21 protein-coding genes and 1 riboswitch are annotated in these 24688 nt (G+C 41.8%); of the genes, 5 read left to right on the forward strand and 16 right to left on the reverse strand.

Features of this window, described 5'->3' with window-relative positions:
- Positions 1-3: 3 nt before the first annotated feature.
- From purH to IPMB12_RS02205, 7 genes are all read right to left on the reverse strand, one after another.
- The gene (purH, locus tag IPMB12_RS02175; RefSeq protein WP_166914511.1) at positions 4-1593 is read right to left on the reverse strand and encodes a bifunctional phosphoribosylaminoimidazolecarboxamide formyltransferase/IMP cyclohydrolase; all 1590 of its coding nucleotides are present in this window, start codon (positions 1591-1593) and stop codon (positions 4-6) included.
- 241 nt (positions 1594-1834) lie between these two features.
- The gene (locus IPMB12_RS02180) at positions 1835-2986 is read right to left on the reverse strand and encodes a glycerate kinase (RefSeq protein ID WP_166914513.1); all 1152 of its coding nucleotides are present in this window, start codon (positions 2984-2986) and stop codon (positions 1835-1837) included.
- Positions 2987-3042: 56 nt separating this feature from the next.
- Positions 3043-3924 carry a 2-hydroxy-3-oxopropionate reductase gene (gene garR, locus IPMB12_RS02185; RefSeq protein ID WP_166914515.1) on the reverse strand — a complete coding sequence of 294 codons (882 nt, stop codon included), beginning with the start codon at positions 3922-3924 and terminating at the stop codon, positions 3043-3045.
- Positions 3925-3970: 46 nt separating this feature from the next.
- On the reverse strand, positions 3971-4741 hold the full coding sequence (gene garL, locus IPMB12_RS02190) for a 2-dehydro-3-deoxyglucarate aldolase (RefSeq protein ID WP_166914517.1): 771 nt from the start codon (positions 4739-4741) through the stop codon (positions 3971-3973).
- 62 nt (positions 4742-4803) lie between these two features.
- A complete protein-coding gene (gene gudD, locus IPMB12_RS02195) occupies positions 4804-6132 on the reverse strand; it encodes a glucarate dehydratase (protein ID WP_166914519.1) in 1329 nt (442 codons plus the stop codon).
- Positions 6133-6190: 58 nt separating this feature from the next.
- Positions 6191-7528 carry an enolase C-terminal domain-like protein gene (locus tag IPMB12_RS02200; RefSeq protein ID WP_166914521.1) on the reverse strand — a complete coding sequence of 446 codons (1338 nt, stop codon included), beginning with the start codon at positions 7526-7528 and terminating at the stop codon, positions 6191-6193.
- 48 nt (positions 7529-7576) lie between these two features.
- Entirely contained in the window at positions 7577-8914 is a 1338-nt protein-coding gene (locus IPMB12_RS02205; RefSeq protein ID WP_166914523.1) for an MFS transporter, read from the reverse strand.
- Positions 8915-9324: 410 nt separating this feature from the next.
- Here IPMB12_RS02205 and garD point away from each other — a divergent pair, with 410 nt between their 5' ends.
- Both garD and IPMB12_RS02215 read left to right on the forward strand, forming a co-directional pair.
- Entirely contained in the window at positions 9325-10887 is a 1563-nt protein-coding gene (gene garD, locus IPMB12_RS02210; protein WP_166914525.1) for a galactarate dehydratase, read from the forward strand.
- A 522-nt stretch (positions 10888-11409) separates the two neighbouring features.
- Positions 11410-13326 carry an ABC transporter ATP-binding protein gene (locus IPMB12_RS02215; RefSeq protein WP_166914527.1) on the forward strand — a complete coding sequence of 639 codons (1917 nt, stop codon included), beginning with the start codon at positions 11410-11412 and terminating at the stop codon, positions 13324-13326.
- A gap of 291 nt (positions 13327-13617) precedes the next feature.
- Here the strand turns inward: IPMB12_RS02215 and IPMB12_RS02220 are convergent, their stop codons facing one another.
- The 9 genes from IPMB12_RS02220 to gutQ all read right to left on the reverse strand — a co-directional run bounded on the left by IPMB12_RS02220 (position 13618) and on the right by gutQ (position 22097).
- Positions 13618-14631: a DUF481 domain-containing protein gene (locus IPMB12_RS02220; RefSeq protein WP_166914529.1), complete on the reverse strand. Its 1014-nt coding sequence runs from the start codon at positions 14629-14631 to the stop codon at positions 13618-13620.
- A gap of 213 nt (positions 14632-14844) precedes the next feature.
- Positions 14845-16212 carry a Trk system potassium transporter TrkA gene (gene trkA / locus IPMB12_RS02230; RefSeq protein ID WP_166914533.1) on the reverse strand — a complete coding sequence of 456 codons (1368 nt, stop codon included), beginning with the start codon at positions 16210-16212 and terminating at the stop codon, positions 14845-14847.
- Positions 16213-16251: 39 nt separating this feature from the next.
- Positions 16252-17253, reverse strand: coding sequence for a tryptophan--tRNA ligase (gene trpS, locus IPMB12_RS02235; protein WP_166914536.1), 1002 nt, complete (start codon positions 17251-17253; stop codon positions 16252-16254).
- A gap of 39 nt (positions 17254-17292) precedes the next feature.
- On the reverse strand, positions 17293-17991 hold the full coding sequence (locus IPMB12_RS02240) for a phosphoglycolate phosphatase (protein WP_166914538.1): 699 nt from the start codon (positions 17989-17991) through the stop codon (positions 17293-17295).
- Between the two features lie 21 nt (positions 17992-18012).
- The gene (rpe, locus tag IPMB12_RS02245; RefSeq protein ID WP_166914540.1) at positions 18013-18687 is read right to left on the reverse strand and encodes a ribulose-phosphate 3-epimerase; all 675 of its coding nucleotides are present in this window, start codon (positions 18685-18687) and stop codon (positions 18013-18015) included.
- A gap of 33 nt (positions 18688-18720) precedes the next feature.
- Complete coding sequence (locus tag IPMB12_RS02250; protein ID WP_166914542.1) at positions 18721-19533, reverse strand: Dam family site-specific DNA-(adenine-N6)-methyltransferase; 813 nt, start codon at positions 19531-19533, stop codon at positions 18721-18723.
- 52 nt (positions 19534-19585) lie between these two features.
- Positions 19586-20395 (reverse strand): SPOR domain-containing protein, encoded by an 810-nt coding sequence (locus IPMB12_RS02255; RefSeq protein WP_166914544.1) that lies wholly within the window; start codon positions 20393-20395, stop codon positions 19586-19588.
- 57 nt (positions 20396-20452) lie between these two features.
- Entirely contained in the window at positions 20453-20974 is a 522-nt protein-coding gene (gene aroK / locus IPMB12_RS02260) for a shikimate kinase AroK (protein WP_166914546.1), read from the reverse strand.
- Between the two features lie 145 nt (positions 20975-21119).
- Positions 21120-22097, reverse strand: coding sequence for an arabinose-5-phosphate isomerase GutQ (gutQ, locus tag IPMB12_RS02265; protein WP_166914548.1), 978 nt, complete (start codon positions 22095-22097; stop codon positions 21120-21122).
- Positions 22098-22294: 197 nt separating this feature from the next.
- A riboswitch (TPP riboswitch) is annotated at positions 22295-22386 on the forward strand.
- 34 nt (positions 22387-22420) lie between these two features.
- On the opposite strand from gutQ, the gene thiM reads away from it, so the two are divergent.
- From thiM to thiD, 3 genes are read left to right on the forward strand one after another with little or no spacing between them, the layout of a single operon-like run.
- The gene (thiM, locus tag IPMB12_RS02270) at positions 22421-23209 is read left to right on the forward strand and encodes a hydroxyethylthiazole kinase (RefSeq protein ID WP_166914550.1); all 789 of its coding nucleotides are present in this window, start codon (positions 22421-22423) and stop codon (positions 23207-23209) included.
- 6 nt (positions 23210-23215) lie between these two features.
- Positions 23216-23860, forward strand: a complete 645-nt coding sequence (gene thiE / locus IPMB12_RS02275; RefSeq protein WP_208293527.1) for a thiamine phosphate synthase — start codon at positions 23216-23218, stop codon at positions 23858-23860.
- Positions 23860-24654 carry a bifunctional hydroxymethylpyrimidine kinase/phosphomethylpyrimidine kinase gene (gene thiD / locus IPMB12_RS02280; RefSeq protein WP_166914552.1) on the forward strand — a complete coding sequence of 265 codons (795 nt, stop codon included), beginning with the start codon at positions 23860-23862 and terminating at the stop codon, positions 24652-24654. Before thiE ends, thiD begins: the two co-directional genes overlap by 1 nt.
- The last annotated feature ends 34 nt before the right edge of the window (positions 24655-24688 follow it).

Raw genomic sequence — 24688 nt, forward strand, 5'->3', positions numbered from 1 at the left:
TAATTAGTGACGGAAGTGGCGCATATTAGTGAAAATCATCGCGATGTTATGTTCATCCGCTGCCTGAATCACTTCATCATCACGAATTGAACCGCCCGGCTGAATCACACAAGTAATGCCAACCGCAGCTGCTGCATCAATACCGTCACGGAACGGGAAAAATGCATCAGATGCCATAACCGAGCCGGCCACTTGTAGATTTTCGTCCTGTGCTTTGATACCGGCGATTTTAGCCGAGTAAACGCGGCTCATTTGGCCGGCGCCAATCCCAATTGTCATGTTATTTTTAGCGTAAACAATAGCGTTGGATTTAACAAATTTAGCGACTTTCCAGCAGAACAGGGCATCAGCCAGTTCTTTCTCTGTTGGCTGGCGTTTACTTACAATTTTAAAATCACCCTGAGTGACCATGCCTAAATCACGATCCTGAACAAGCAGTCCACCATTGACGCGTTTAAAATCCAGCCCGGCAACACGCCCGTGCCAGTAGCCACAGGCCAGAACGCGGATATTCTTTTTCGTGGATAGCAGTTCAAGGGCATCTGCGGCAATTTCTGGTGCGATAATCACTTCAACAAACTGACGATCGATAATAGCTTGTGCTGTTTTAACATCCAGCTTGTGATTAAAGGCGATGATGCCACCAAAAGCGGAAGTTGGATCGGTTTGATAAGCTCTCAGGTAAGCATTTAAGATAGAATCACTGGTTGCCACGCCGCATGGATTGGCATGTTTAACAATCACACAAGCTGGTTCTTTGAACTCTTTGACACATTCAAGTGCTGCGTCGGTATCGGCGATATTGTTATAAGACAGTTCTTTACCTTGCAATTGTATTGCTGTTGCTACTGAAGCTTCATTAATGTTCTCTTCCACATAGAAGGCTGCTTGTTGGTGGCTGTTTTCACCGTAGCGCATATCTTGTTTTTTGATAAGTTGCAGATTGAAAGTACGTGGGAAGTGGCCAGAAGGTTTGTCAGTTTCGCCAAAGTAAGGAGGCACTAACTTACCAAAGTAATTGGCAATCATACCATCGTATTGAGCCGTGTGTTCAAAGGCTTTGATTGCCAGATTAAAACGATAATCAAGCGTGAGTGAGCCTTGATTTTGGTCCATCATATCGATGATAAGTGAGTAGTCACTACTGTTTACTACAATCGCCACGTCTTTATGGTTTTTCGCGGCTGAGCGTACCATCGTTGGACCGCCAATATCGATGTTTTCTACCGCATCGGCCAAAGTACAATCAGGTTTAGCTACCGTTGCAGCAAATGGATAGAGATTAACAACCACCATATCGATAGGCTTAATTGTGTGTTGTTCCATAATGGCATCGTCCTGACCGCGACGACCTAAAATTCCACCATGAACTTTTGGATGTAACGTTTTAACACGCCCGTCCATCATTTCAGGAAAACCGGTATAGTCAGATACTTCAGTGACAGGGACATGATTGTCCATAAGTAACTTAGCGGTACCGCCGGTTGAAAGTAACTCAACATTTCTTTGTACAAGTGCTTTGGCAAATTCAAGAATGCCCGTTTTATCCGACACACTGAGTAGTGCACGGCGAATAGGACGATGCTGTGACATGTGGAATATCTCCAAAATAGAGTATAAGAGCAGAGTGGGTTAGGTCACATTATACTTAAACTTCATGGAAATGTTTAGAATTTTATCTAAGGTAAATATTTAACTATATGAATAAAAATGAGAAATTTTAATTTAAAGTAATAATAAAAGTAGGGGTATTACTAAAGATTGAAAAATTTAATAACGATCGTAAGCTGATTAGCTATACCGATCATTATTAAATATCAAATAGTTACTGCTATTAATGTTTCAGTGATATACCGATTTTTATGGTCGCTGCTACATTTCTGGCACATAGACGTAAGTTATCTGCTGCTGTTTTTGGATCAAGGGCTTCTTTTAATGTGGTAATTTTATTTAACACACTATAGACCGCGGTAATACCGTAAGGATACACAATTTCAACTTTATCACCTAAGCTACCGGCAATCGCAATCACTGGTTTTTGGTGACGTTGTGCTAGCTTAGCAACGCCAACCGGTACTTTGCCATTAACACTTTGATTATCAACTCGACCTTCGCCAGTAATCACCAGATCAGCGTTTTTAATTAGCTCTTCAAGCCCCAGCATACCTGTGATGATTTCAATGCCCGGTTTTAAGGTTGCATTTAAAAAAGCCAGTAATGCAATACCCATACCGCCTGCTGCACCAGTGCCCGGAACAGTTGCGACATCAAGACCTAAATCGCGTTTAATAATGTCAGCAAAATGTGACAAGTTTTGATCAAGTTCTTTGATCATGTCAGGCGTTGCCCCTTTTTGTGGACCAAAGATAGCTGAAGCGCCATTTGGGCCAGTAAGAGGATTAGTGACATCACAAGCTGTATCAATCTGGCACTCTTTAACACGTGGATCTAAACCTGAAATATCAATTCTGTCTAAATCTGCCAGTGCTGCGCCACCAAAGCCTATTTGCTTACCTTGCTTGTTGAGTAATTTCACGCCTAATGCTTGCAGCATACCGGCGCCACCGTCGTTAGTTGCACTACCACCGATACCAATAATACAATGCGTAACACCTTTACTCAGTGCATCTTTAATCAGTTCGCCAGTACCATATGAGGTTGTTATTCTGGGATCTCTTTTTTCTACAGGTACACGTTCCAGCCCACTTGCTGCTGCCATTTCAATAATAGCACGGTCTTTATCACCTGAAAGGCCATAAAACGCTTGTCCTTTTTGACCTAGTGGATCAGTAATTTCAATAGTAATTTTAGTGCCTTTAAGGGCATCCACCATTGCATCTACTGTACCTTCACCGCCATCAGCGACAGGGAGCAAAATGTACTCAGCAGAATCAAAAACTTCAGCAAACCCTTTTTTAACTTCCTTAGCTACTTCTAATGCACTCAGGCTTTCTTTAAAAGAGTCTGGAGCGATAACAATTTTCATATCTAACCCGCTAAAATTAAGTTGAGCATAGTGGCGCTATGCCCAACATGTTTTTATTATTTGATTTCAGTTTTAGCTAACTTCTCGTAGTAACAAGCAAGAGCACTGTGGTCTGATGTACCGTGACCATCAGCACGTAATGCCTGCATCATTTCCATAACAGCGGCTGTTAATGGCAGTGATGTACCGATTTCATGAGAGGTATCTAACGCATTTTGTAGATCTTTGATATGTAGATCAATACGGAAACCTGGTTTGAAGTTACGGTTTAAAACCATTGGTGCTTTAGCGTCAAGGACAGTACTTCCTGCCAGACCGCCACGGATTGCTTGATATACAAGCTCAGGGTTTACGCCCGCTTTAGTTGCAAGAATCAATGCTTCTGACATTGCAGCAATGTTTAGAGCAACAATAACCTGGTTAGCAAGTTTAGTTACGTTACCCGCACCGATTTCACCAGTATAAACAACAGAACCTGCCATTGCTTTCATAATGTCATAGTATTTATCAAATACTGCTTTCTTACCACCAACCATGACAGATAATGTACCGTCGATAGCTTTTGGTTCACCACCACTTACCGGAGCATCTAGCATATCTACGCCTTTTTTCTCGACTTCAGCATAGATTTCACGGCTTGCCAGTGGAGCGATTGAGCTCATATCGATAATAACAGTACCTGCTTTAGCACCTTCCATCACACCATCTTTACCAAGTACGGCTTCTTTTACGTTAGGTGAGTTTGGAAGCATAGTGATGATAACATCACACTCTGCCGCTACTGCTTTAGCTGTTGCTGCACTTTTAGCGCCAGCTGCAACAACGTCATCAACAGCTGCTTGATTTCTGTCACAAACAACCAGTGAGTAACCTGCTTTCATCAGGTTTTTACTCATTGGTTTACCCATAATACCCAGACCGATAAATCCGATTTTCATTTACATATTCCTCTTTGTTTATGGTGATAAATAATATATCGCTATATTATTTTAAATATTTATCCGCTAATGCTTGCGTGCCTGAGCGGAAGACACCTAGATCACTACCTACACCAACAAAGGTAGCACCCATTTCTAAATAACGACGCGCATCGGCTTCAACCGGCGCTAAAATACCACACGCTTTACCTTGTTTTTTACATACATCAAATACGTGCTGGATAGCTTTTTGTACTTCAGGATGACCTGGTTGACCAAAATAGCCAAGACCTGCAGATAAGTCACTTGGACCAACAAACAGTAGGTCAACACCATCAACAGCGGCAATTTTTTCCACATTTTCAATCGCTTTTTTGCTTTCGATTTGTACCATTACTGCGATGTTGTCATTAATTTTGCTGAAATAATCGGTAATTGTGCCGTATTGGTTACTACGGTGAGAAACAGATACACCACGAATACCTTGTGGTGGGTAACGTGTTGCGGCAACTGCTTTTTTAGCTTCTTCTTCTGTTTCAACAAACGGAATTAAGAAGTTGTAGAAACCAATATCTAAAAGACGCTTGATCAGGACCGGATCGTTCCAGGCAGGACGAACAACTGGCGCACTTTTGCTATCTTTTAGAGCCATAAGTTGTGGAGCAAATGTTAATACATCATTTGGTGCATGTTCACCATCTAGTAATAACCAGTCAAAGCCTGCACAACCTAGCACCTCAGTTGTGATCGGGCTGCCAAGAGCTGCCCAGCATCCGAATAACGTTTTTCTATTCAGAATGTCCTGACGGAGCTGGTTATGGCATGTTGTTGATTTCATAAGAAGTTACCCTTAAGTGTGAGAGATAAACCCCAAAATGAGGTTTATCGATTTTTCCTAAATTAACGAACTAAACACGGTTTTTTGTTATCAAATGTCCAGTTTGGAATTAGGTATTGCATCGCCATTGCGTCATTACGTGCACCTAGGCCCATATTTTTGTAAAGCTCATTAGCTTTCATTATCTGATCCATATCGATTTCAACACCAAGACCTGGTTTTTTAGGAACCTGCACCATACCTTTAACGATTTGCAGAGGCTCTTTAGTCAGACGTTGATTACCTTCCTGCCAGATCCAGTGAGTATCAATTGCAGTGATGTTACCTGGTGCAGCAGCTGCTACATGAGTAAACATTGCTAAAGAAATATCAAAGTGGTTGTTAGAGTGAGAACCCCATGTTAAGCCCCACTCATGACACATTTGTGCAACACGAACAGAACCGTTCATAGTCCAGAAATGTGGGTCAGCCAGTGGAATATCTACTGATTGTAGAGAGATAGTATGGCCCATTTGACGCCAGTCAGTTGCAATCATGTTAGTTGCAGTTGGAAGACCAGTCGCGCGGCGGAATTCAGCCATGATTTCACGACCAGAATAACCTTGCTCTGCACCACACGGATCTTCTGCATACGCTAATGTGTCTTTTAAGTATTTACCAATACGGATAGCTTCATCAAGCATCCAGCCACCGTTTGGATCCAGTGTTACACGCGCTTTAGGGAACGCTTTTTTGATCGCGATAACTGCTTCAGCTTCGTCTTCAGCGCTTAGTACGCCACCTTTTAATTTAAAGTCATTAAAGCCATATTTTTCATAAGTCACTTCTGCCAGACGAGCAATCGTGGCTGGTGTAAGTGCTTCTTCATGACGCAGACGATACCAATCACATGGATCGTTTGGCTGGCTTTGATATGGAAGATCAGTTTTCTTACGATCCCCTACATAGAATAGGTAGCCTAACATTTCTACTTCGTCACGTTGCTGACCGTCACCAAGTAATGAAGCAACTGTTACGTTTAAGTGTTTACCAAGCAGGTCAAGCATTGCTGCTTCAATACCTGTTACAACGTGAATTGTGGTACGCAGGTCAAATGTTTGTAATCCACGACCACCGGCATCACGATCAGCGAACTGATTACGTACTGCGTTCATGATGTTTTTGTATTCACCGATTTGTTTACCAATAATTAGCGGCTTAGCATCTTCTAATGTCTTAGTGATTTTCTCACCGCCCGGGACTTCACCCACACCAACATTACCAGCATTATCTTTCATGATAACGATGTTACGTGTGAAGTAAGGGGCATGAGCACCACTCAGGTTTAGTAGCATACTATCGTGACCAGCTACAGGAATTACTTGCATCTCTTTAATGATAGGGGTAGTCATATTGTAAATCTCCCAAATTTAACTTTATTTTAATTGTAATATATCGAATAAATAAATCTTAACGAACCATTGCCGGGCGTTTACGATCAAATTTCCAACCTGGTATTAAATATTGCATTGCAACACCGTCATTACGAGCACCGGTCGGTAAGCGTTTATAGAGTTCGTGAGCTTTCTCAACTTGTTGCATGTCCAGCTCAATTCCAAGTCCTGGTTTACCATTTAAGGCAATTTTACCGTTCTTGATTTGTAATGGTTCTTTAGTCAGGCGGTCAGTGCCTTCCTGCCAAATCCAGTGTGTATCAAGTGCGGTTGGATTACCCGGTGCAGAGGCACCAACGTGAGTAAACATTGCTAAGGAAATATCAAAATGGTTGTTAGAGTGACAGCCCCAGGTTAAGCCCCATTCATCACAAAGTTGAGCAACACGGCTGGCACCAGTTAGTGTCCAGAAGTGTGGGTCAGCCAGTGGAATGTCGACAGCTTGTAACATGATAGAGTGACACATCTCTCGCCAGTTTGTAGCAACCATGTTTGTTGCTGTTGGCAGACCTGTAGCACGGCGGAATTCTGCCATAATTTCACGGCCAGAATAACCATTTTCTGCACCACATGGATCTTCTGCGTAAGTGAGTACGTCATGCATGTTCTTACATAGATCAATGGCTTCGTTTAATGACCATGCACCATTTGGATCAAGAGTAATACGTGCATCCGGGAAGCGTTTTTTAAGCTGAGTTACGGTATCAATCTCTGATTCACCTGCCAGTACGCCGCCTTTCATTTTAAAATCTTTAAAGCCATAACGATCTTTGGCGGCTTCTGCTAAACGCACTACAGATTCAGATGTCATTGCTTGTTCACGACGGATGCGATACCAGTCATGTGAACCTGTCATTGGTTGTTGATAACCAAGGTCAGTCTTTTTATCGTCACCGATATAGAATAAGTAACCAAGAACAGTCACTTCATCACGTTGTTTACCTGGTCCAAGTAGTTCTGCTACCGGAACATTTAATAGTTGACCCATTAAATCAAGAAGTGCTGCCTCAAGTGCTGCTACAGCATTAACACGTAGTTCAAAAGTCCATGCGCCACCGCCAAAAGTATCATAGTCGGCATTGATGTAGCCTTGGTGCATGTTATTAACCAAACGGTTAAGAATGGCAACAGGTTGACCAACCACATGTGGAATTGCTTCTTTTAAGGCGTTTTCAATTGTAGTACCACCGGGAGCTTCACCTACACCGGTATGGCCAGCGTTATCTTTTAAAATGACGATGTTACGAGTGAAGTAGGGGCCATGAGCCCCTCCAACGTTCATAAGCATACTGTCAAAACCTGCTACAGGGATAACTTGCATCGATGTAATTACAGGAACTGATTGTGTACTCATTACTTACTCCCCAAATTAACTGAATTAATTCGCTATCGTAAAATCAAATTAGCCTTTAAGTTCCATACGTTTGATAGGTCCAACGATGAATAAGTAGCTAAATGCAGCGATAAATGCGTGAACCGCAACAAATACAAGTGCCCATTCAAAACGGCCAGTCGCTTGTACGATATAACCGATAGCAACAGGAGAAATAATACTTGAAGCATTACCACACATGTTGAACAGACCACCCGCTAAACCACTGATTTGTTTTGGAGCAGTATCAGCCATTACAGCCCAACCAAGTGCACCAACACCTTTACCAAAGAACGCCATACCCATGAAGACGATGATCATAGTAATTGAGTCAACATAGTTACAGAACACCATACTCATCGAGAATAACATACCAAGTACGATTGGCGTTTTACGAGCAATAGATAGTGAGTTTGTTTTTCTCATTAAGAAGTCAGAGAATACACCACCAGTAAGGCCACCTATGAAACCACAAATTGCAGGGATTGCCGCTAAGAAACCAACTGTTTTAATATCAATACCACGTTCTGTTGCTAAGTAGATTGGGAACCAGGTAATGAAGAAGAAGGTTAATACGTTGATACAATATTGACCAAGATATACACCAAGTAACATTCTGTTTGTTAATAATTGACCTAAATAACCAATTTTTGGCCCCTGATTTTTGCCATCAGCTTTCTTCTGATCCATGTCAACTAAGCCACCACCATCAGTGATGTACTGAACTTCTGCTTCGTTAGCAAGAGGGTGATCTTTAGGGTTGTGAAGCATGTATAGCGCAAAGAAGCTGATAATAATACCAATACCACCCATGAAGAAGAACACTGATTGCCAGCCATATTCATGTGTTAACCAGCCCATGATCGGTGCAAAGATTACTGTTGCAAAGTATTGTGCTGAGTTAAAGATGGATACTGCTGTCGCACGTTCTTTAGCCGGGAACCAGGCAGCGGTAATACGGCTGTTACCCGGGAATGAAGGTGCTTCTGCTAGTCCCATTAAGAAACGGAAGGTGAAAAGCATGATAAGTGCCCATGCACCAATGAAGAAATGTACTGTACCTTGTAATAAGGTAAATACTGACCAGAAGAAAATACTTAAGAAGTAAATTTTCTTTGAACCAAAGCGGTCAAGTAACCAACCACCCGGTAACTGACCAATTACGTAAGCGATACCAAATGATGACATTACCCAGCCCATCGCAGCAGCGTCGAAGCCGAGTTCACCACTCATGCTTTTACCAGCGATACCAAGCGTTGCACGGTCCCCGTAGTTGATTGCTGTCACGATAAATAGGAAAACAACCATCATCCAGCGAACATTAGTCCGCTTCTGTTTTTGTATTGTGTTTTGGGTCTCAATACTCATAACTGTGTTACTCCAAGATAAATTTATTAATGTTTAATTTTTTTTATTTCAAATTATATATATTTAGTTTTGTACTTTTGTTCTTCGTTGTAAATTGCTGTAAACCTTAAGCCTGTTAGCTTAGTCAAACAGTTTAGTAAAAACAGATGCACTAACTTGATAAGCTGATTAAGAGTATAAGGGATGGCAAAATAAAACATCATTGTGCATAGTTACAAAAATATCGTAAGAAGATGATTAATTATTTAGGCGATTGTCGATAATGGTGAAACCTGTATCACATTCTGAGTCAATTTTTGAAATTATCGATTTATTAATTTTTGGGGACATGGTTTGATACGTTCAAGAAGTTATATTAGGCACTATTTATAATAATTAAAAATTGTAATTAATCATTGGAGTAAGTGTAGATGACAAAGCAAAACGAAGAAAAGCCTCTGTATATCAAAGTGCATAATTCAGATAATGTCGCCATTGTTGTCAATGAAGGTGGTCTGTCTGCAGGTACGGTATTTTCTGATGGCCTCACTTTAATCGAACATGTACCACAAGGCCATAAAGTGGCTTTAGTGGACATCCCAAATGGCAAAGAATTTGTACGTTATGGTGAAATCGTTGGTTATGCCATTGGTGATGTTAAACAAGGTAGTTGGGTGCATGAGGGCGTAACGAGTATGCCAAAGGCACCAGAACTACATGAGTTGCCTATTGCGACTAAAGTTCCGGCACCATTGCCACCACTTGAAGGCTATACTTTTGAAGGTTATCGTAATGAAGATGGCTCTGTAGGAACACGTAACTTGCTTGGTATCACGATGAGCGTAAACTGTGTTTCTGGTGTGGTTGAATATGTGACTAAAATCATCGAGCGCGATTTACTGCCAAAATATCCAAATGTTGATGGTGTTGTGCCGTTAACTCACTTGTATGGTTGTGGCGTGGCAATTGATGCACCGGCTGCTGTAGTACCAATTCGTTCTATTCATAATCTGGCTAAAAACCCTAACTTTGGTGGAGAAGTGATGGTGGTTGGTTTGGGTTGTGAAAAGTTACAACCAGAACGTTTACTGAAAGGCACACCAGATACGATTCCAATTAAGTTACTTGAAGAAGATGATGTTGTTATTTTGCAGGATGAAAATCATCGTGGCTTTAAGTCAATGGTTGATCATATTTTGCGTGTGGCAGAACGCCATTTAGAGCGTCTGAATAAGAGAAAACGTGAAACTGTACCTGTATCTGAACTTGTGGTTGGTATGCAGTGTGGCGGTAGTGATGCGTTCTCTGGTGTGACGTCTAATCCGTCAGTCGGTTTTGCTTCTGACTTGCTGGTTCGTTGCGGTGCAACGGTGATGTTCTCAGAAGTAACAGAAGTTCGTGATGGTATTCATTTATTGACGCCACGCGCGGCAAATCAAGAAGTTGGACAAGCACTGATTCGCGAAATGAAGTGGTATGACGACTATCTTGGTTCAGGTAAAGTTGACCGCAGCGCCAATACCACGCCGGGTAATAAGAAAGGTGGTTTGAACAATATCGTTGAAAAAGCGATGGGTTCAATTGCTAAGTCAGGTACGAGTGCAATTGTTGAGGTGTTATCACCAGGTCAGCGCCCGACAAAACGTGGTCTAATTTTTGCCGCAACACCGGCGAGTGACTTTGTATGTGGTACACAGCAAGTCGCTTCAGGTATTACTGTTCAGGTATTTACCTCTGGTCGTGGTACACCTTATGGGCTCGCAATGGTTCCGGTGATTAAAATGGCAAGTCGCAATACGATTGCTGATCGCTGGTTTGACCTTATGGATATCAGCGCTGGTGATATCGCACTTGGCAAGAAAACGATCGATGATGTGGGCTGGGAATTATTCCATATGATTCTTGATGTGGCCAGTGGTAAGAAAATTCCATGGTCAGATCATTGGGGTCTGCATAATCCTCTGTCAGTATTCAATCCGGCGCCTATTACCTGATTATTACTTTCTATATGTGAGAAAATAGCCGATGTTGTCGGCTATTTTTTTGTTTGTTGGTATTAGCAGGGTTTTAGGGCGGGGAGCACGCCCCGCTAGCGTGTTTTTTTGGTGTGGCTGCTTATTCTGTGAGACTTGATGGCCTACCGCACCCCATAGGCACCCGCTCGAGGACTCGCTAAGACCTATGAGGTACGCTCTCCATCAAGTCAGTATGCGTTTTATTAATCTAAAGAAAAGACGCGTGCTGTTTCCGTCAACGGTACCTTGATTGATGGAGACCCTATTCCAGAGGTCTTAGCGAGTCCTCGAGCGGGCGCCTCTGGTGTAGGGTAGGCCATCAAACCCACTAAGCCTGCCACCTCACCCAAAAGATCACGTATGCGGGGCGTGCTCCCCGCCCCAACACCATGTTGATAACCTGCCCTCCTTAAAAATAAAACTTCAATCCTCGTCATTTTTAATAAATTCCGTTAACATAGCTGCCAAAATAATAAGTCTGAAAAAATACTGTAACTAATTATGATAGTTTTCTCTTCAATACAGATTCGTCGTGGTGTGAATCTGTTACTCGATAATGCGACAGCAACCATTAATCCCGGTCAAAAAGTTGGACTAGTGGGTAAAAATGGTTGTGGTAAATCGACGCTATTTTCCCTGATTAAAGGTGAACTGACTGCTGATGCGGGTAGCTTTTCTGTTCCGCAAAACTGGCAAATGGCTTGGGTAAATCAGGAAACTCCCGCACTTGATATACCTGCGATTGAATATGTGATCGATGGTGACAGAGAGTACCGTCAGCTGGAAGCCCAGCTTGCAAAAGCCAATGAACAAAATGATGGTAACAAGATTGCTACTGTGCACGCACAGTTTGATACGATTGATGCATGGACTATTCGTTCCCGCGCTGCCACGTTATTGCATGGCTTAGGCTTTTCAAACGAACAGCTGGAACAACCAGTCAAATCATTCTCTGGTGGCTGGCGGATGCGTTTAAATCTGGCACAGGCATTACTTTGTCGTTCAGATTTATTATTACTGGATGAACCAACGAACCACCTTGATTTGGATGCAGTAATCTGGCTGGAAAAGTGGCTAAAAGGTTATACCGGAACGTTGATGCTTATTTCCCATGACAGAGATTTTCTTGATCCATTAGTGAATAAAATTGTTCATATCGAACAACAGACTCTATTTGAATATAGCGGTAACTACAGTTCGTTTGAGCAACAGCGTGTGACTAAACTGGCTCAGCAGCAATCTTTATTTGAACATCAACAACTTAAAGTTGCTCATTTACAAAGTTATATCGATCGCTTCAGAGCAAAAGCGACCAAAGCGAAGCAAGCGCAAAGCCGCATTAAAATGCTTGAACGTATGGAGCTGATTGCACCGGCGCATGTAGATAACCCATTCCACTTTAGCTTCAGAGCACCGGATAGTCTGCCAAGTCCGTTACTGATGATGGAAAAAGTGGTTGCGGGTTATGGTGATAAAATTATTCTGGAACAGATTAAACTGAATTTGGTTCCAGGTTCCCGTATTGGTTTACTGGGTCGTAATGGTGCTGGTAAGTCAACTCTGATTAAACTACTGGCTAGTGAACTTGAGCCCAAAAATGGTGTGATTAATCTGGCTAAAGGGATTAAGCTTGGTTACTTTGCACAGCATCAACTGGAAACTCTCAGAGCTGATGAATCCCCGTTATGGCACTTAGCTAAACTGGCACCGACTAATACTGAACAAGAACTACGTAATTATTTAGGTGGCTTTGATTTCCGTGGTGATAAAGTCACAGAGCCAACTAAAACATTCTCTGGTGGTGAAAAAGCCCGTTTAGTGTTAGCACTGATCGTCTGGCAAAGACCAAATCTCTTGCTGCTGGATGAACCGACCAACCATCTGGATTTAGATATGCGTCAGGCATTAACGGAAGCCTTGATTGATTTTGAAGGGGCTATGGTCGTTGTATCCCATGATCGTCACTTATTGCGCTCCACAACAGATGAGTTTTATTTAGTTCATAATCATCGTGTAGAACAATTTGAAGGTGATTTAGAGGATTACCAGAAGTGGCTGGCTGAGGAGCAAAAAGCGGAGCAGGTATCTGATTCTGATGACTCGACATCACAAGCTGAAACGGTACGTTTTAGTGCTCAGGACAGAAAAGAACAAAAACGTCGTGAGGCTGAACTGAGAACTCAGAGTCAGCCTTTACGTAAAAAGCTGACTCAGTATGAAACACAGATGGCAAAACTTAATCAAACTCTGTCTGATTTTGAAAAAAAACTGGGTGATAGTGAGCTTTATGATGTTTCCAGAAAAGAGGAATTAACGGCGTTATTGCTGCAGCAAAGTCAACTTAAGACCGAACTGGAAGATGTTGAATATGCTTGGTTTGAGGTGCAGCAGCAGTTAGAGGATTTGTTGCAGGAATAAAGAGGGTTTTAGGCGGGGAGCACACCCCGCTGGCGTGTTTTTGGGGTGAGGTGGTAGGTTCTGTGGGTTTGATGGCCTACCATACACCAGAGGCGCCCGCTCGAGGACTCGCTAAGACCTCTGGAATATGGTCTCCATCAAATTCAACAATGGTATTTAAGACCAAACTGTTATTTGTCTTTTAAATTATTTATTCTTTAATTTTTTCTTAAAAGCGCGACTCTGTCGCGCAACTAAAGATATTGTAATGTTAATAACACACTGAGCACTCTAATTCCCCAAGAAAACCATCTACCAACTCACCCCAAACCCAAGCCCATAACTGGTATTACTTGAGTTTCCCTCTTTAGTCCTGTCTTTATCTTTAGTAAATGTTGAATGTAGTGAAAACCAATCTGTCACTTTATACGTTAGCCCCAGCGTGGCACTAAAATCGAGAGAAACCTCATCATTAAATGTTCGACCAATTTCCCCATTGGTGAAGAAACTAATTGATTTGCCATCTAAGAAGCGTTGATAGTTCCAGCGAACAGAACCCAGTGGGTGGGTTGAACTCTCGTCATTGCGGTAAGTCATTTCCTGATAATTAATAAGCAGCGCCAGTGAGAACGCACCTAACTCATCATCCCAAAGCTGATAACCCGGACCTGTACCGATGCTTCTTTTAGCAGCGATGTCTTCAATCCAGTCATGCTTATATTGAGCCGTTGCCTGCCAGAAGAAGTAAGGATTGATAAATTTATCCAGACTGTAATTAACTGAATAATAGTGCGTACTAACGTTATCATCTTTAATACTTTGCCGGTAATTACCTAAAAAGTTATGACGCCAGCGCTCATATTTACCGGTTAGGCCCACATCAAGCACATATTGTTCCGTAGTCTTGGTACCTTTGTCGTAAAAGAATCCACCTTTGATATAACCATCAAATTCAACTTCTTTGAGGATTGGTAGCTCTTTTTCTCTAAACAAAATCAGGTCATCATTAATCTGTAGCGGGGTATTTTCAATACCGTTTGATGTGATCACCATTCCCTCATTTTCAGACGGAAGGATTTTCTCTGCCGGGCGCTTATCAGCAAAAAAATCCAGTTTAACAAAGCTGGGAGCATCAATAGAAAAGGTTTTAATATGTTTAATATCCAGCGTAATTTCACCAGCATATTTAGTATCGATGACCAGTTTACTGTTATCGACTATCTGGATTTTACCTGAAAGAATATCGCCATTTTTTACCCATACGGTATCCGCAGCAGCATAACCAGCAGCTAAAAGAAGCAGGTAAACAATTTTATTTAGTTTCATTTAAGCGCAATTTTAGATTTTAATTTCGGTATCATTTTGAATGTTGTACGGACACAATTTTCGCAGAATATTTAAAAAAGATAGTAGCGCAAGCGAGTGAGATCAAGGCTATTTACAGAAATGTCATGCTCCTGTTAGCTTTTTATCATTTGCTCAATAAAATGACTGACTATATAGAAGAGATAAAATTAAAGGGCTTGACGCCCCTTAATACTAATTTGTTTTGAATAAACGCTCAATATCGCTGACATATTTACGATCAGCCAGAAAGATAATCAGATGGTCATTGTCTTCCACCACAATGTCTTTATTGGCAATCAATACGTCATCATCACGTACAACGGCACCAATAGTTCCACCAGGAGGTAAACGAATTTCAGAGATTGGACGACCGACAACACGTGATGTATCTTTATCACCATGCGCGATAATTTCAATAGTTTCGGCAATACCCTGACGCAGAGAAACTACATTCACAATATCTGACTGGCGAACGTGGCTGAGAAGAGCCGAGATCGTGGCATGTTGAGGCGAAATAGTAATATCGATCATACTTTCCCGGATCAGCTGTAAATAGGCATTACGCTGAATCAATACAATCACTTTTTTGGCACCCATTTGTTTGGCAAGCATGGATGACATGATATTACTTTCGTCATCGCTAGTGACAGCAATAAACAGGTCAGTCTGCTCAACCTGTTCTTGTGACAACAGTTCCTGATCGGAAGCCTCGCCGTGCAGAACAATAGTATTGGTGAGCTGGTCAGCGATAAATTCGGCTTTTTGAGAATTACGCTCGATCAGCTTAACCTGATAATCATTTTCAAGGCGTTTAGCCAGTGACACTGCGATACTACCACCGCCAATGATCATGACTCGTTTATAGGGTTTTTCCAGACGTTGTAATTCGTTTGTAACTGCTTTGATGTTGTCAGGTACTGTAACAAAATAGATTTCATCACCGGCTTCAACAACTGTTGAGCTGATCGGTCTGATAAATTTACCCTGACGATAGATACCAACAATTTTAGCATCTGCATGTGGTAGATGTTCTTTTAAAGCTGAGAGTTCATCACCAACCAGAGCACCGCCATAGTAAGCAGTCACAACCACTAACGCTACTTTGTTGTCACTAAACATAGCGACTTGCAAAGCTCCTGGATATTGGATTAAACGACAGATCTGATTAGTAATGAGTTTTTCCGGAGAAATAATATGATCAATGGGAATAATGTCTGGTGAAAATAGCGGATAATCATCATCATTATATTCTGCAGAACGAATACGGGCGACACGCTTGGGAATATTGAATAATGAGTGTGCTAGTTGGCAAGCGAGCATATTGGTCTCATCAGAGTTGGTCACTGCCACCAACATGTCAGCATCTTTAGCGCCAGCATTGTTGAGAATATTAGGGTAGGAGCCCTTACCGTAAATCGTTTGTAAGTCAAAACGATCTTGTAGAGCTTGAAGGGCTTCTTGCTCCTCATCAACAATCGTAATCGCGTTTTCACTATCTGTTACCAGATATTCAGCTAAAGTACTGCCAGTTTGTCCTGCGCCCAGAATAATAATCTTCATGGTTATGCTACTTTTCCAATTGATTCACAAGATACTTGGTTAGGGTTGTACGAAACCAATCGCATAATAGACTTTATTTAGTGTTGCTTGTGCCCGGTTACGTGCTTTTTCTGCACCTTCACGCATCACTTGTTGTAGGTATTTTTCATCACTACGGAACTGATGATAACGCGCTTGTAACTCAGTTAGCATACCTGCAACTTGTGAAGCCACTTCCGTTTTTAAGTGACCGTACATTTTGCCTTCAAACTCTTGTTCTAACTGAGCAATTGTTTTACCAGTTACACCAGAAAGAATATCCAGTAAGTTAGACACACCGGCTTTGTTTTCTAAATCATAACGCACCATTGGTGGTTCATCAGAGTCAGTCACTGCGCGTTTAAGCTTCTTCTCTACTGACTTAGGATCTTCCAATAAACCGATGACGTTGTTGCGGTTATCATCAGATTTTGACATTTTCTTAGTTGGATCCTGCAGAGCCATCACGCGTGCGCCTGATTTTGGAATAAATGGTTCAGGGACGGTAAAAATATTGCCATACAGTGCATTAAAGCGTGCAGCAACATCACGGGATAATTCAAGATGTTGTTTTTGGTCTTCCCCAACCGGAACCTGATTGGCCTGATAAAGTAAAATATCTGCCGCCATCAGAACCGGGTAGCTAAATAAACCGGCATTGATGTTTTCTGAGTGACGAGCTGATTTATCTTTAAATTGTGTCATACGGCTCAGTTCACCAAAATAGGTGTAGCAGTTGAGTACCCAGCTAAGCTGAGTATGCTCAGGCACATGTGACTGAACAAAAATAGTGCTTTTCTTCGGGTCGATACCGCAGGCTAAATACAGCGCTAAAGTGTCTAGCGTGGCTTTGTGTAGTGCAACAGGATCTTGTCTTACAGTAATGGCGTGTTGGTTAACAATACAGTAAATGCAATCATACTCATCCTGCATTTTTACCCATTGACGTAAAGCACCCATATAGTTACCAATCGTCAATTCACCTGAAGGTTGTGCACCACTAAATACAATAGGTTTACTCATAAAACGTGCCTTTTAAAATTAATTAGGTTATTCGTTGCGTTATTTTGTTGGTTCTGCTCTTGGCAACGGTAAAATAGATAAAATTTCATCAAAACGGTCAAATAGAAAATCAGGTTCACTACTGGCTATCGATTCGCCATAGTTATAGCCATATGATAGCCCAACTGTCGGGCAATGTGCATTTTTAGCAGCTGAAATATCATTACGGGAATCGCCCACAAATAGCAATTGGTCATGATAGAGACCAAATGTTGCCATGACCTGATAAAGTGGTGCCGGGTGTGGTTTTAATTTAATGACGTCACCACCGCCAAGGCAAAGCGAAAAGTAAGATTTAATTCCTAAAGATTCCAGTAAAGAGGGCAAAAACTGTGCCGGCTTATTGGTCACTAACGCTAATGGGTAGCCATTTTCTTGCAGAGTACGTAATGTCTCTGTGACATGCGGGAAGAGCTTGGTACCTTCATCAATCGTTTGGTCATAGTATTTATCAAACAGAGCCCGAGCTTTAGTAAATAACTCGTCAGGCGCATTAACTTGTTTGAATACTCTTTGCACCAGAACATCGACACCATTACCGACCCAGTTTTTAACTTGTTCATCAGTCACGGTCGGAAGATTAAGTTCTTTTAGCATTAACTGAACAGCAAGCGCAAGTCCGGGGGCACTATCAACCAGCGTACCGTCTAAATCAAATGCGATTGCCTGAATCTGATTAAGTGAATGAGATTTTTGCATCGTTTTGCGCCTGTTTTTTGACTACTTCTGATCGACTGAACGTAGTTCAGCGCGCATTTTATCAATGACTTGTTTGTAGTCATGACCAAAAATAGCTGAACCGGCTACAAACATATCAGCCCCTGCGGCGGCAATTTCTGCAATGTTCTCAGCTTTAACGCCACCGTCTACTTCTAAACGAATATCACGGCCACTCTGGTCGATTAACTTTCTGACTTGCTTTAGTTTATCAAGCGTTGATCGAATAAACGATTGACCGCCAAAGCCCGGATTAACACTCATAAGTAGAATTAAGTCTACTTTATCCATGACGTAATCAAGGTAGCTGAGCGGTGTCGCGGGATTAAAGACAATGCCCGCAGTACAACCGTTATCTCTGATTAGCTGTAATGAGCGATCTAAATGAATGGTGGACTCCGGATGAATAGAAATATTATTTGCTCCGGCTTTGGCAAAGGCTGGAATCAGCTCATCAACTGGTGTGACCATTAAATGCACATCAATTGGTGCTGTAATACCATAATCACGTAGCGCTTTACAAAACATTGGGCCCATGGTCAGATTTGGGACATAGTGATTATCCATCACATCAAAATGAACCACATCAGCGCCAGCTGCGAGTACTTTTGCTGTATCTTCGCCTAAACGGGCAAAATCAGCAGAGAGAATTGATGGAGCAATTAAATAGTTTTTCATCAGTGACCTCTATCTAAGGTGACGATATATCACTTAGCGATATAGCGCCAAAAGTTCATCTATTTTATTTCTTCCGTCTCCGTTACGACTGATTGAACGTCTTGTCTCTACGCTAAAAATAGTCGCATTTTTATACCAGACGCGGGTATTTTCAGTATCGTTATTGGAAATTAAAACAGGTACTTGATATTTTGCGGCAATTTTTTCAGCTAATAAAGCTAAATTTTTCTGCTGCACATTACTAAATCCATTGGCGTAATAAGCGGTAAAATTAGCACTATCAGAAAGTGGTTCGTAAGGAGGGTCGCAGTAAACGACAGATCCTGTACGCGCTTTTTTCATCGCCTTTTCATAAGATGTACAAATAAACTGAGCGTTCTTGGCTTTTTCAGCAAAATAGTGAATTTCACTTTCCGGAAAATAGATCTTTTTGTACTGGCCAAAAGGAACGTTAAATTCCCCGCTGCTGTTATAACGACAAAGTCCATTGTAACAATGACGATTCAGATAGAGAAATAGCAGAGAACGCTGATATTCACTGTCACTTTGATTAAATAAATCACGTAGTTCATAAAAAGCCGGAGCGGTATTATTCTGTTCTGTAAACAGGAGCTTTGCATCCTGAATAAATTTTTGCGGTGAACGCTTAATAATCTTAAACAGAGAAATTAAGTCCTGATTAATATCAGAAAGAATGTAGCTCTCATAATTGGTATTGAGGAATACAGAACCGGCACCAACAAAAGGCTCAATGAGTTGCTCGCCTTCCGGTAGACATTTAGTAATTTTTTCAACTAATGTGTATTTCCCACCGGCCCATTTTAGAAAAGCGCGATGTTTTTTCAAATTTTGCTCCTAAAGCGAAGCACTACGGTGCAGAAATGCAGAGTATTAATCATCATTTGGCCTGTTTATCCTTTTGTACCGCCAGGCCAGATTTAATCCATGGAGAGTTCGCTTTTAATGCATCTGGCAACGCTTGTATCGCTGCTTTAGCATCATTTTGATTAGCAAAATCACCCTTGATTAAGACAAACCAAGGGTCTTGCCCTTTACGGGTTTCATAAACTTGATAGTTAGAAATCTGATATTTCTTAGCAAAGTCGAGTAGGTTTTGCAAAGAAGATGAAGCACTCAACTGAATAGTGTAGTGAGTGGTTGATAAATTGGTCGTTAATGGTTTTTCGTTATGCTCATAATTAATGTCAGTTGGTTTACTGCCTAACTGAATACGAGCAGGTGTATCAGACGTCCCGGTCTTATTGAGCTCTAATATTTTTTGTTCTATTTGGTCAGTAATCTCACCCGGAATTTCTAAACGTTCCTGATGATTACTGCTCTCTTGTGGTTTACTCTGGGTTGGATCACGAGAGATTGGTGCAGGCTCAATGGCTGTATAATTGCCATTTGAGTTGGTAGCGGTATTTGTTTCACCTGATTCAGTTGTGCCGTCTGTTACCTGTTCTGTATTTTCACCGGTGAGTAGATTATCTGATGGTGATGTATTTTCTGGTGCCGGAGAGCGGAAAACAAAATAACTTGCCAGTAATAGTAAGATAAAGGCAATCAGAATAATAATGATGATGCGCTTACTGAAATGGATGGAAGAGAGCCGTTCAGCCATAGGATTGTGTGATTTTGATTCAGTAACGGTGTAGCGGTCTTCTTTCTCCGCCCGCATAGAATCTGTATCGTGCTCACTCATCATGCTCTCCTACATATAAAAAGCCCAAAAAATTCAGTAATATCAGAACTGTAAATAGAATTATATCTGTTCTATTTGTTCGATGATATAGCTAGCAACACCTTTTGCGCTTTGTTCGTCCGTTTTAATTGTGATATCAGCGATCTCATCATACAAGGGATTACGTTCCTTGGCGAGTTCTTCATAACGAGAACGAGGTGTATTCGCACCTTGTAACAGCGGGCGACGTTTATCTTTTTGCGTTCTGGACATCTGCTTTTCAATGGTCGTTTCAAGATAAACCACGATGCCACGTGCAGACAGACGGTTACGCGTCTCTTTAGACAGAATAGAACCACCACCTGTAGCAAGAACCACGCCTTGTTTTTCGGTCAGTTCGTTGATGACTTTTTCTTCCCGAACTCTAAAGCCTTCTTCACCTTCCAGATCAAAAATCCACGCAATATCTGCACCGGTGCGTTTTTCAATTTCCTGATCTGAATCGAAAAATTCCATGCCCAATTGTTGTGCTATTTGTCGACCAATAGTGCTTTTACCTGCCCCCATTGGGCCAATAAGAAAGATGTTTCGCTTCTCTGCCATTGTAATATCGTCAATATGTTGGTTAATTAATGCTTATAAAACAATACTATAAGCTTCTTTTTCTGATCCTCGTCAAAAGAACAAAAATTTAAGAGAGCAATTATCGCAAGACTTCAAGCCTTTTGTAAAGCCCTTTGGTTGTAAATCAACTAATACCTGCCTGATGCAAATCATGTATATTTAGTGCCCCAACCAGTTCACCATGAGCATTTACTACCGGTGCAGCACTAATATTGTGATCATGTAGTGATTTAATTGCTTCAGCTGCTTTCCAGTCTGCCGGTAATCGATAACCTGGTGAGGTCATCACTTGTTTAATTGGATCCTGCAATGTGCCATTTTTGAGTAATAAACGACGCAGGTCACCATCAGTGAAAACACCAATAATCTTATGTGCACTATCACAAACTGCTACCAGGCCAAGACCCGTTCTGCTCAGTTCCAGCATCGCTTCAAATACGGTAGCTGTTTCGGGTATGTAAGGCACTCGATCGCCAGTACGCATGATATCTCTGACGTGGTTAAGCAGTCTTGCCCCAAGGCTCCCAGCTGGGTGAGAGCGAGCAAAATCCTCTTCGCTAAACTCACGAGCACGCATTAAAGTGATTGCTAAGGCATCACCCATTAGCAAGGTATTCGTTGAACTCGACGTTGGTGCCAGGCCCATTGGACAGGCTTCTTTTTCAATATTAATATCCAGTACGCTGTAAGCAGCTTCAGCAAGTGGTGAATCTTTACCGCCGGTAATGGCAATAACGGGTACATTCATCGATTTTAAGGTTGGCAGAATCATATTAAATTCTTTAGCCCGACCAGAGTAAGAGATTAGCAGTGCAATATCATTAGGTTCGATCATCCCCAGATCACCGTGTAGCGCTTCAGATGGATGCATAAAGAAAGACGGTGTTCCTGTACTGGCAAGTGATGCAGCAATTTTTTTACCGATATGACCTGATTTACCAATTCCTGAAACCACTACTTTACCTTTGGTAGACAGGATTAATTCACAGGCTCGAACAAAGTCATCACCTAAACGGCCCGGCAGCTTTTGTGCTTCATAGAGTTCAAGTGCTAATACTTCACGACCATACTGCAATAACTTTTCTTTATTCGTTGGGTTCATTTCTTTATGCCTTTATCGATGAGAATTAACTGAAGATGTAAACGCCTGATAGTGTACCAAAAAGTGTAATAAAATCAAACCGTTATAATATATTTAACCCTTTGATTTTATTGAAGAAATTATTTGAGGCGTAAATGAAACTGCACGAAAAATGCATAGTTGTTGATAAATGAGTAAATCCTGTTCATAATGTTTACGACCTTGACTCGGGGTGCTGCTTGCCAGCTGAGAAATACCCGTTGAACCTGATCTGGATGATACCAGCGTAGGGAAGTCTCCTGTTTATGACAGTTCTTCCCCGGTAATTTTATTAAGGAGAGAATATGTCAGCCATTATTCCTTTCGCCGAACCATTTACATCGCAGCAAGCTGTGATTTATCAACAACAATTACGTGAGAGAAGACCTCTGGTACATTGTCTGACTAATGATGTGGTACAAAATTTTACTGCAAATGTGTTACTTGCTATTGGTGCATCGCCTGCCATGGTGATCGCACGGGAAGAAGTACGAGACTTTGTTGTTGTAGCCGATAGTTTGCTTATCAATATCGGGACTGTGAATCATTCGATTATCGATAGTATGCTGCTGGCTGCTGAATCTGCTTATCAGACTAAAACGCCCTGGGTGCTAGATCCTGTGGCGGTTAGTCCTATTCTTACTTATCGTACTGAACTGGCCAAACAGCTGTTATCGTTTAATCCAACAGTTATTCGTGGTAATGCCTCAGAAATTTTGGTTCTGGCGGGTGAGAAGTCATCCGGTAAAGGGACAGATAGTTTAGATAGTACAGATTCAGCTTTACAGGCCGCTCAGGAACTGGCGATAAAATATCAAACGATTGTCGCGGTAACGGGTGCGATTGATTACGTGACAGACGGGAAAACGACTTACGCCATTCACGCTGGTGATGAGATGTTAACACGAGTAACAGGTACTGGCTGTGCGTTGTCAGCTATGGTGGCTGCTTTTATTGGCAGTAATGAAGATTCTTTATCAGCAGCGGCAGCAGCCTGTTTATCAATGTCACTGGCTGGTGAGCGGGCAAATAAAACACAAGGACTTGGCACATTTATCTTTAGTGTGCTGGATCATCTTTCTTTAGATTCTTAGGTGAAAATGATGAAAAAACAATTGGATTTATCACTTTATTTAGTCCTTGATCCTGTTTTATGTGGCGGTATTGAGGGGATGGTTCGTACTACGGATCTTGCTGTCAAAAACGGCGTGACGGCGGTCCAGCTCCGATCTGAGCATTCGTTAAATCGCAAGCAGTGGTATGAAGCCGGTCTGGCTTTAAAGCAGTTGCTGAGTTCAACGTCGGTCCCATTATTTATTAATGATCAGGTTGATGTTGCTTTAGCGGTTGATGCTGATGGTGTGCATGTCGGACAGAGTGATTTACCTGTGGATGTGGTTCGTCGTCTGATTGGCGCTGACAAATTTTTGGGACTATCAGTGTCTAATTTAGCAGAGCTTAATAATGTGCCGTGGAATCTGGTTGATTATTTAGGCATTGGTCCGGTCTTTCCAACCACTTCAAAAACTAATGCAGCACCAGCGCTTGGGGTTGCAGGTTTACAAACTCTTGTTGCACAAAAATGTTGTCCGGCTGTTGCAATTGGTGGAATCAACTCATCTAATTTGGCCCCAGTGGTTCAAACGGGTGTTGAGGGTGTGGCTGTCGTATCAGCAATTTGTGGGCAGGTAGATATTGCACAGGTAACTAAACAGCTGATGACTCAAATAAGTGGAGCAAAATAATGACAACTCTTGCATTAACAATAGCGGGTTCTGATCCTAGTGGTGGGGCAGGAATTCAGGCAGATCTAAAAACGTTTTCTGCTTTAGGTGCATATGGTATGTCAGTGATTACGGCGTTGACAGCACAAAGCACACAGGGTGTTGACGATGTGTTTGCGGTACCCCCTGAATTTGTTAAAGCCCAGTTTGCTTCTATTATTAAAGATATTCAGATCGACAGTCTGAAAATTGGCATGCTGATGAATAAAGAGATCGTGCTGGCTGTGAGTGAACTATTAAAAGCCAGTTCTGTCCCCATTATTGTGCTGGATACGGTGATGGTGGCTAAAGGTGGTCATCCGTTACTCAAAACAGATGCGGTGGACGCTATTCGTCAGCGTCTTTTACCTCTGGCAACAGTGATTACTCCAAATCTGCCTGAAGCCGCTGCACTACTTCAGTGTGATGAAGCGATAAGTGAAGAACAGATGCAGGAGCAAGGCAAAGCATTATTGCAATTAGGTTGTAAAGCTGTCCTGATGAAAGGTGGTCATTTATCTGGAGCAGAGAGCCCGGATTATTTGATCACTCCGGAGCAAATTTTACGTTTAACCGCGCCGCGTATTCAGACTACAAATACTCACGGAACAGGTTGTACCTTATCTGCGGCTATTGCTGCCTTGTTACCACAAATGCCGTTGATCGAGGCAATCAAAGAGGCTAAAAACTATTTAAGTGGTGCGATCGCTCATGCTGATGATCTACAAATTGGACAAGGGATTGGACCTACACATCATTTTTATCAGTGGTGGTAATAAGAAATACTGGAAGCAACAAGAGAAGTTATTC

It is taken from the genome of Zophobihabitans entericus (assembly GCF_011745665.1).
Classification (GTDB): Bacteria; Pseudomonadota; Gammaproteobacteria; order Enterobacterales; family Orbaceae; genus Zophobihabitans; species Zophobihabitans entericus.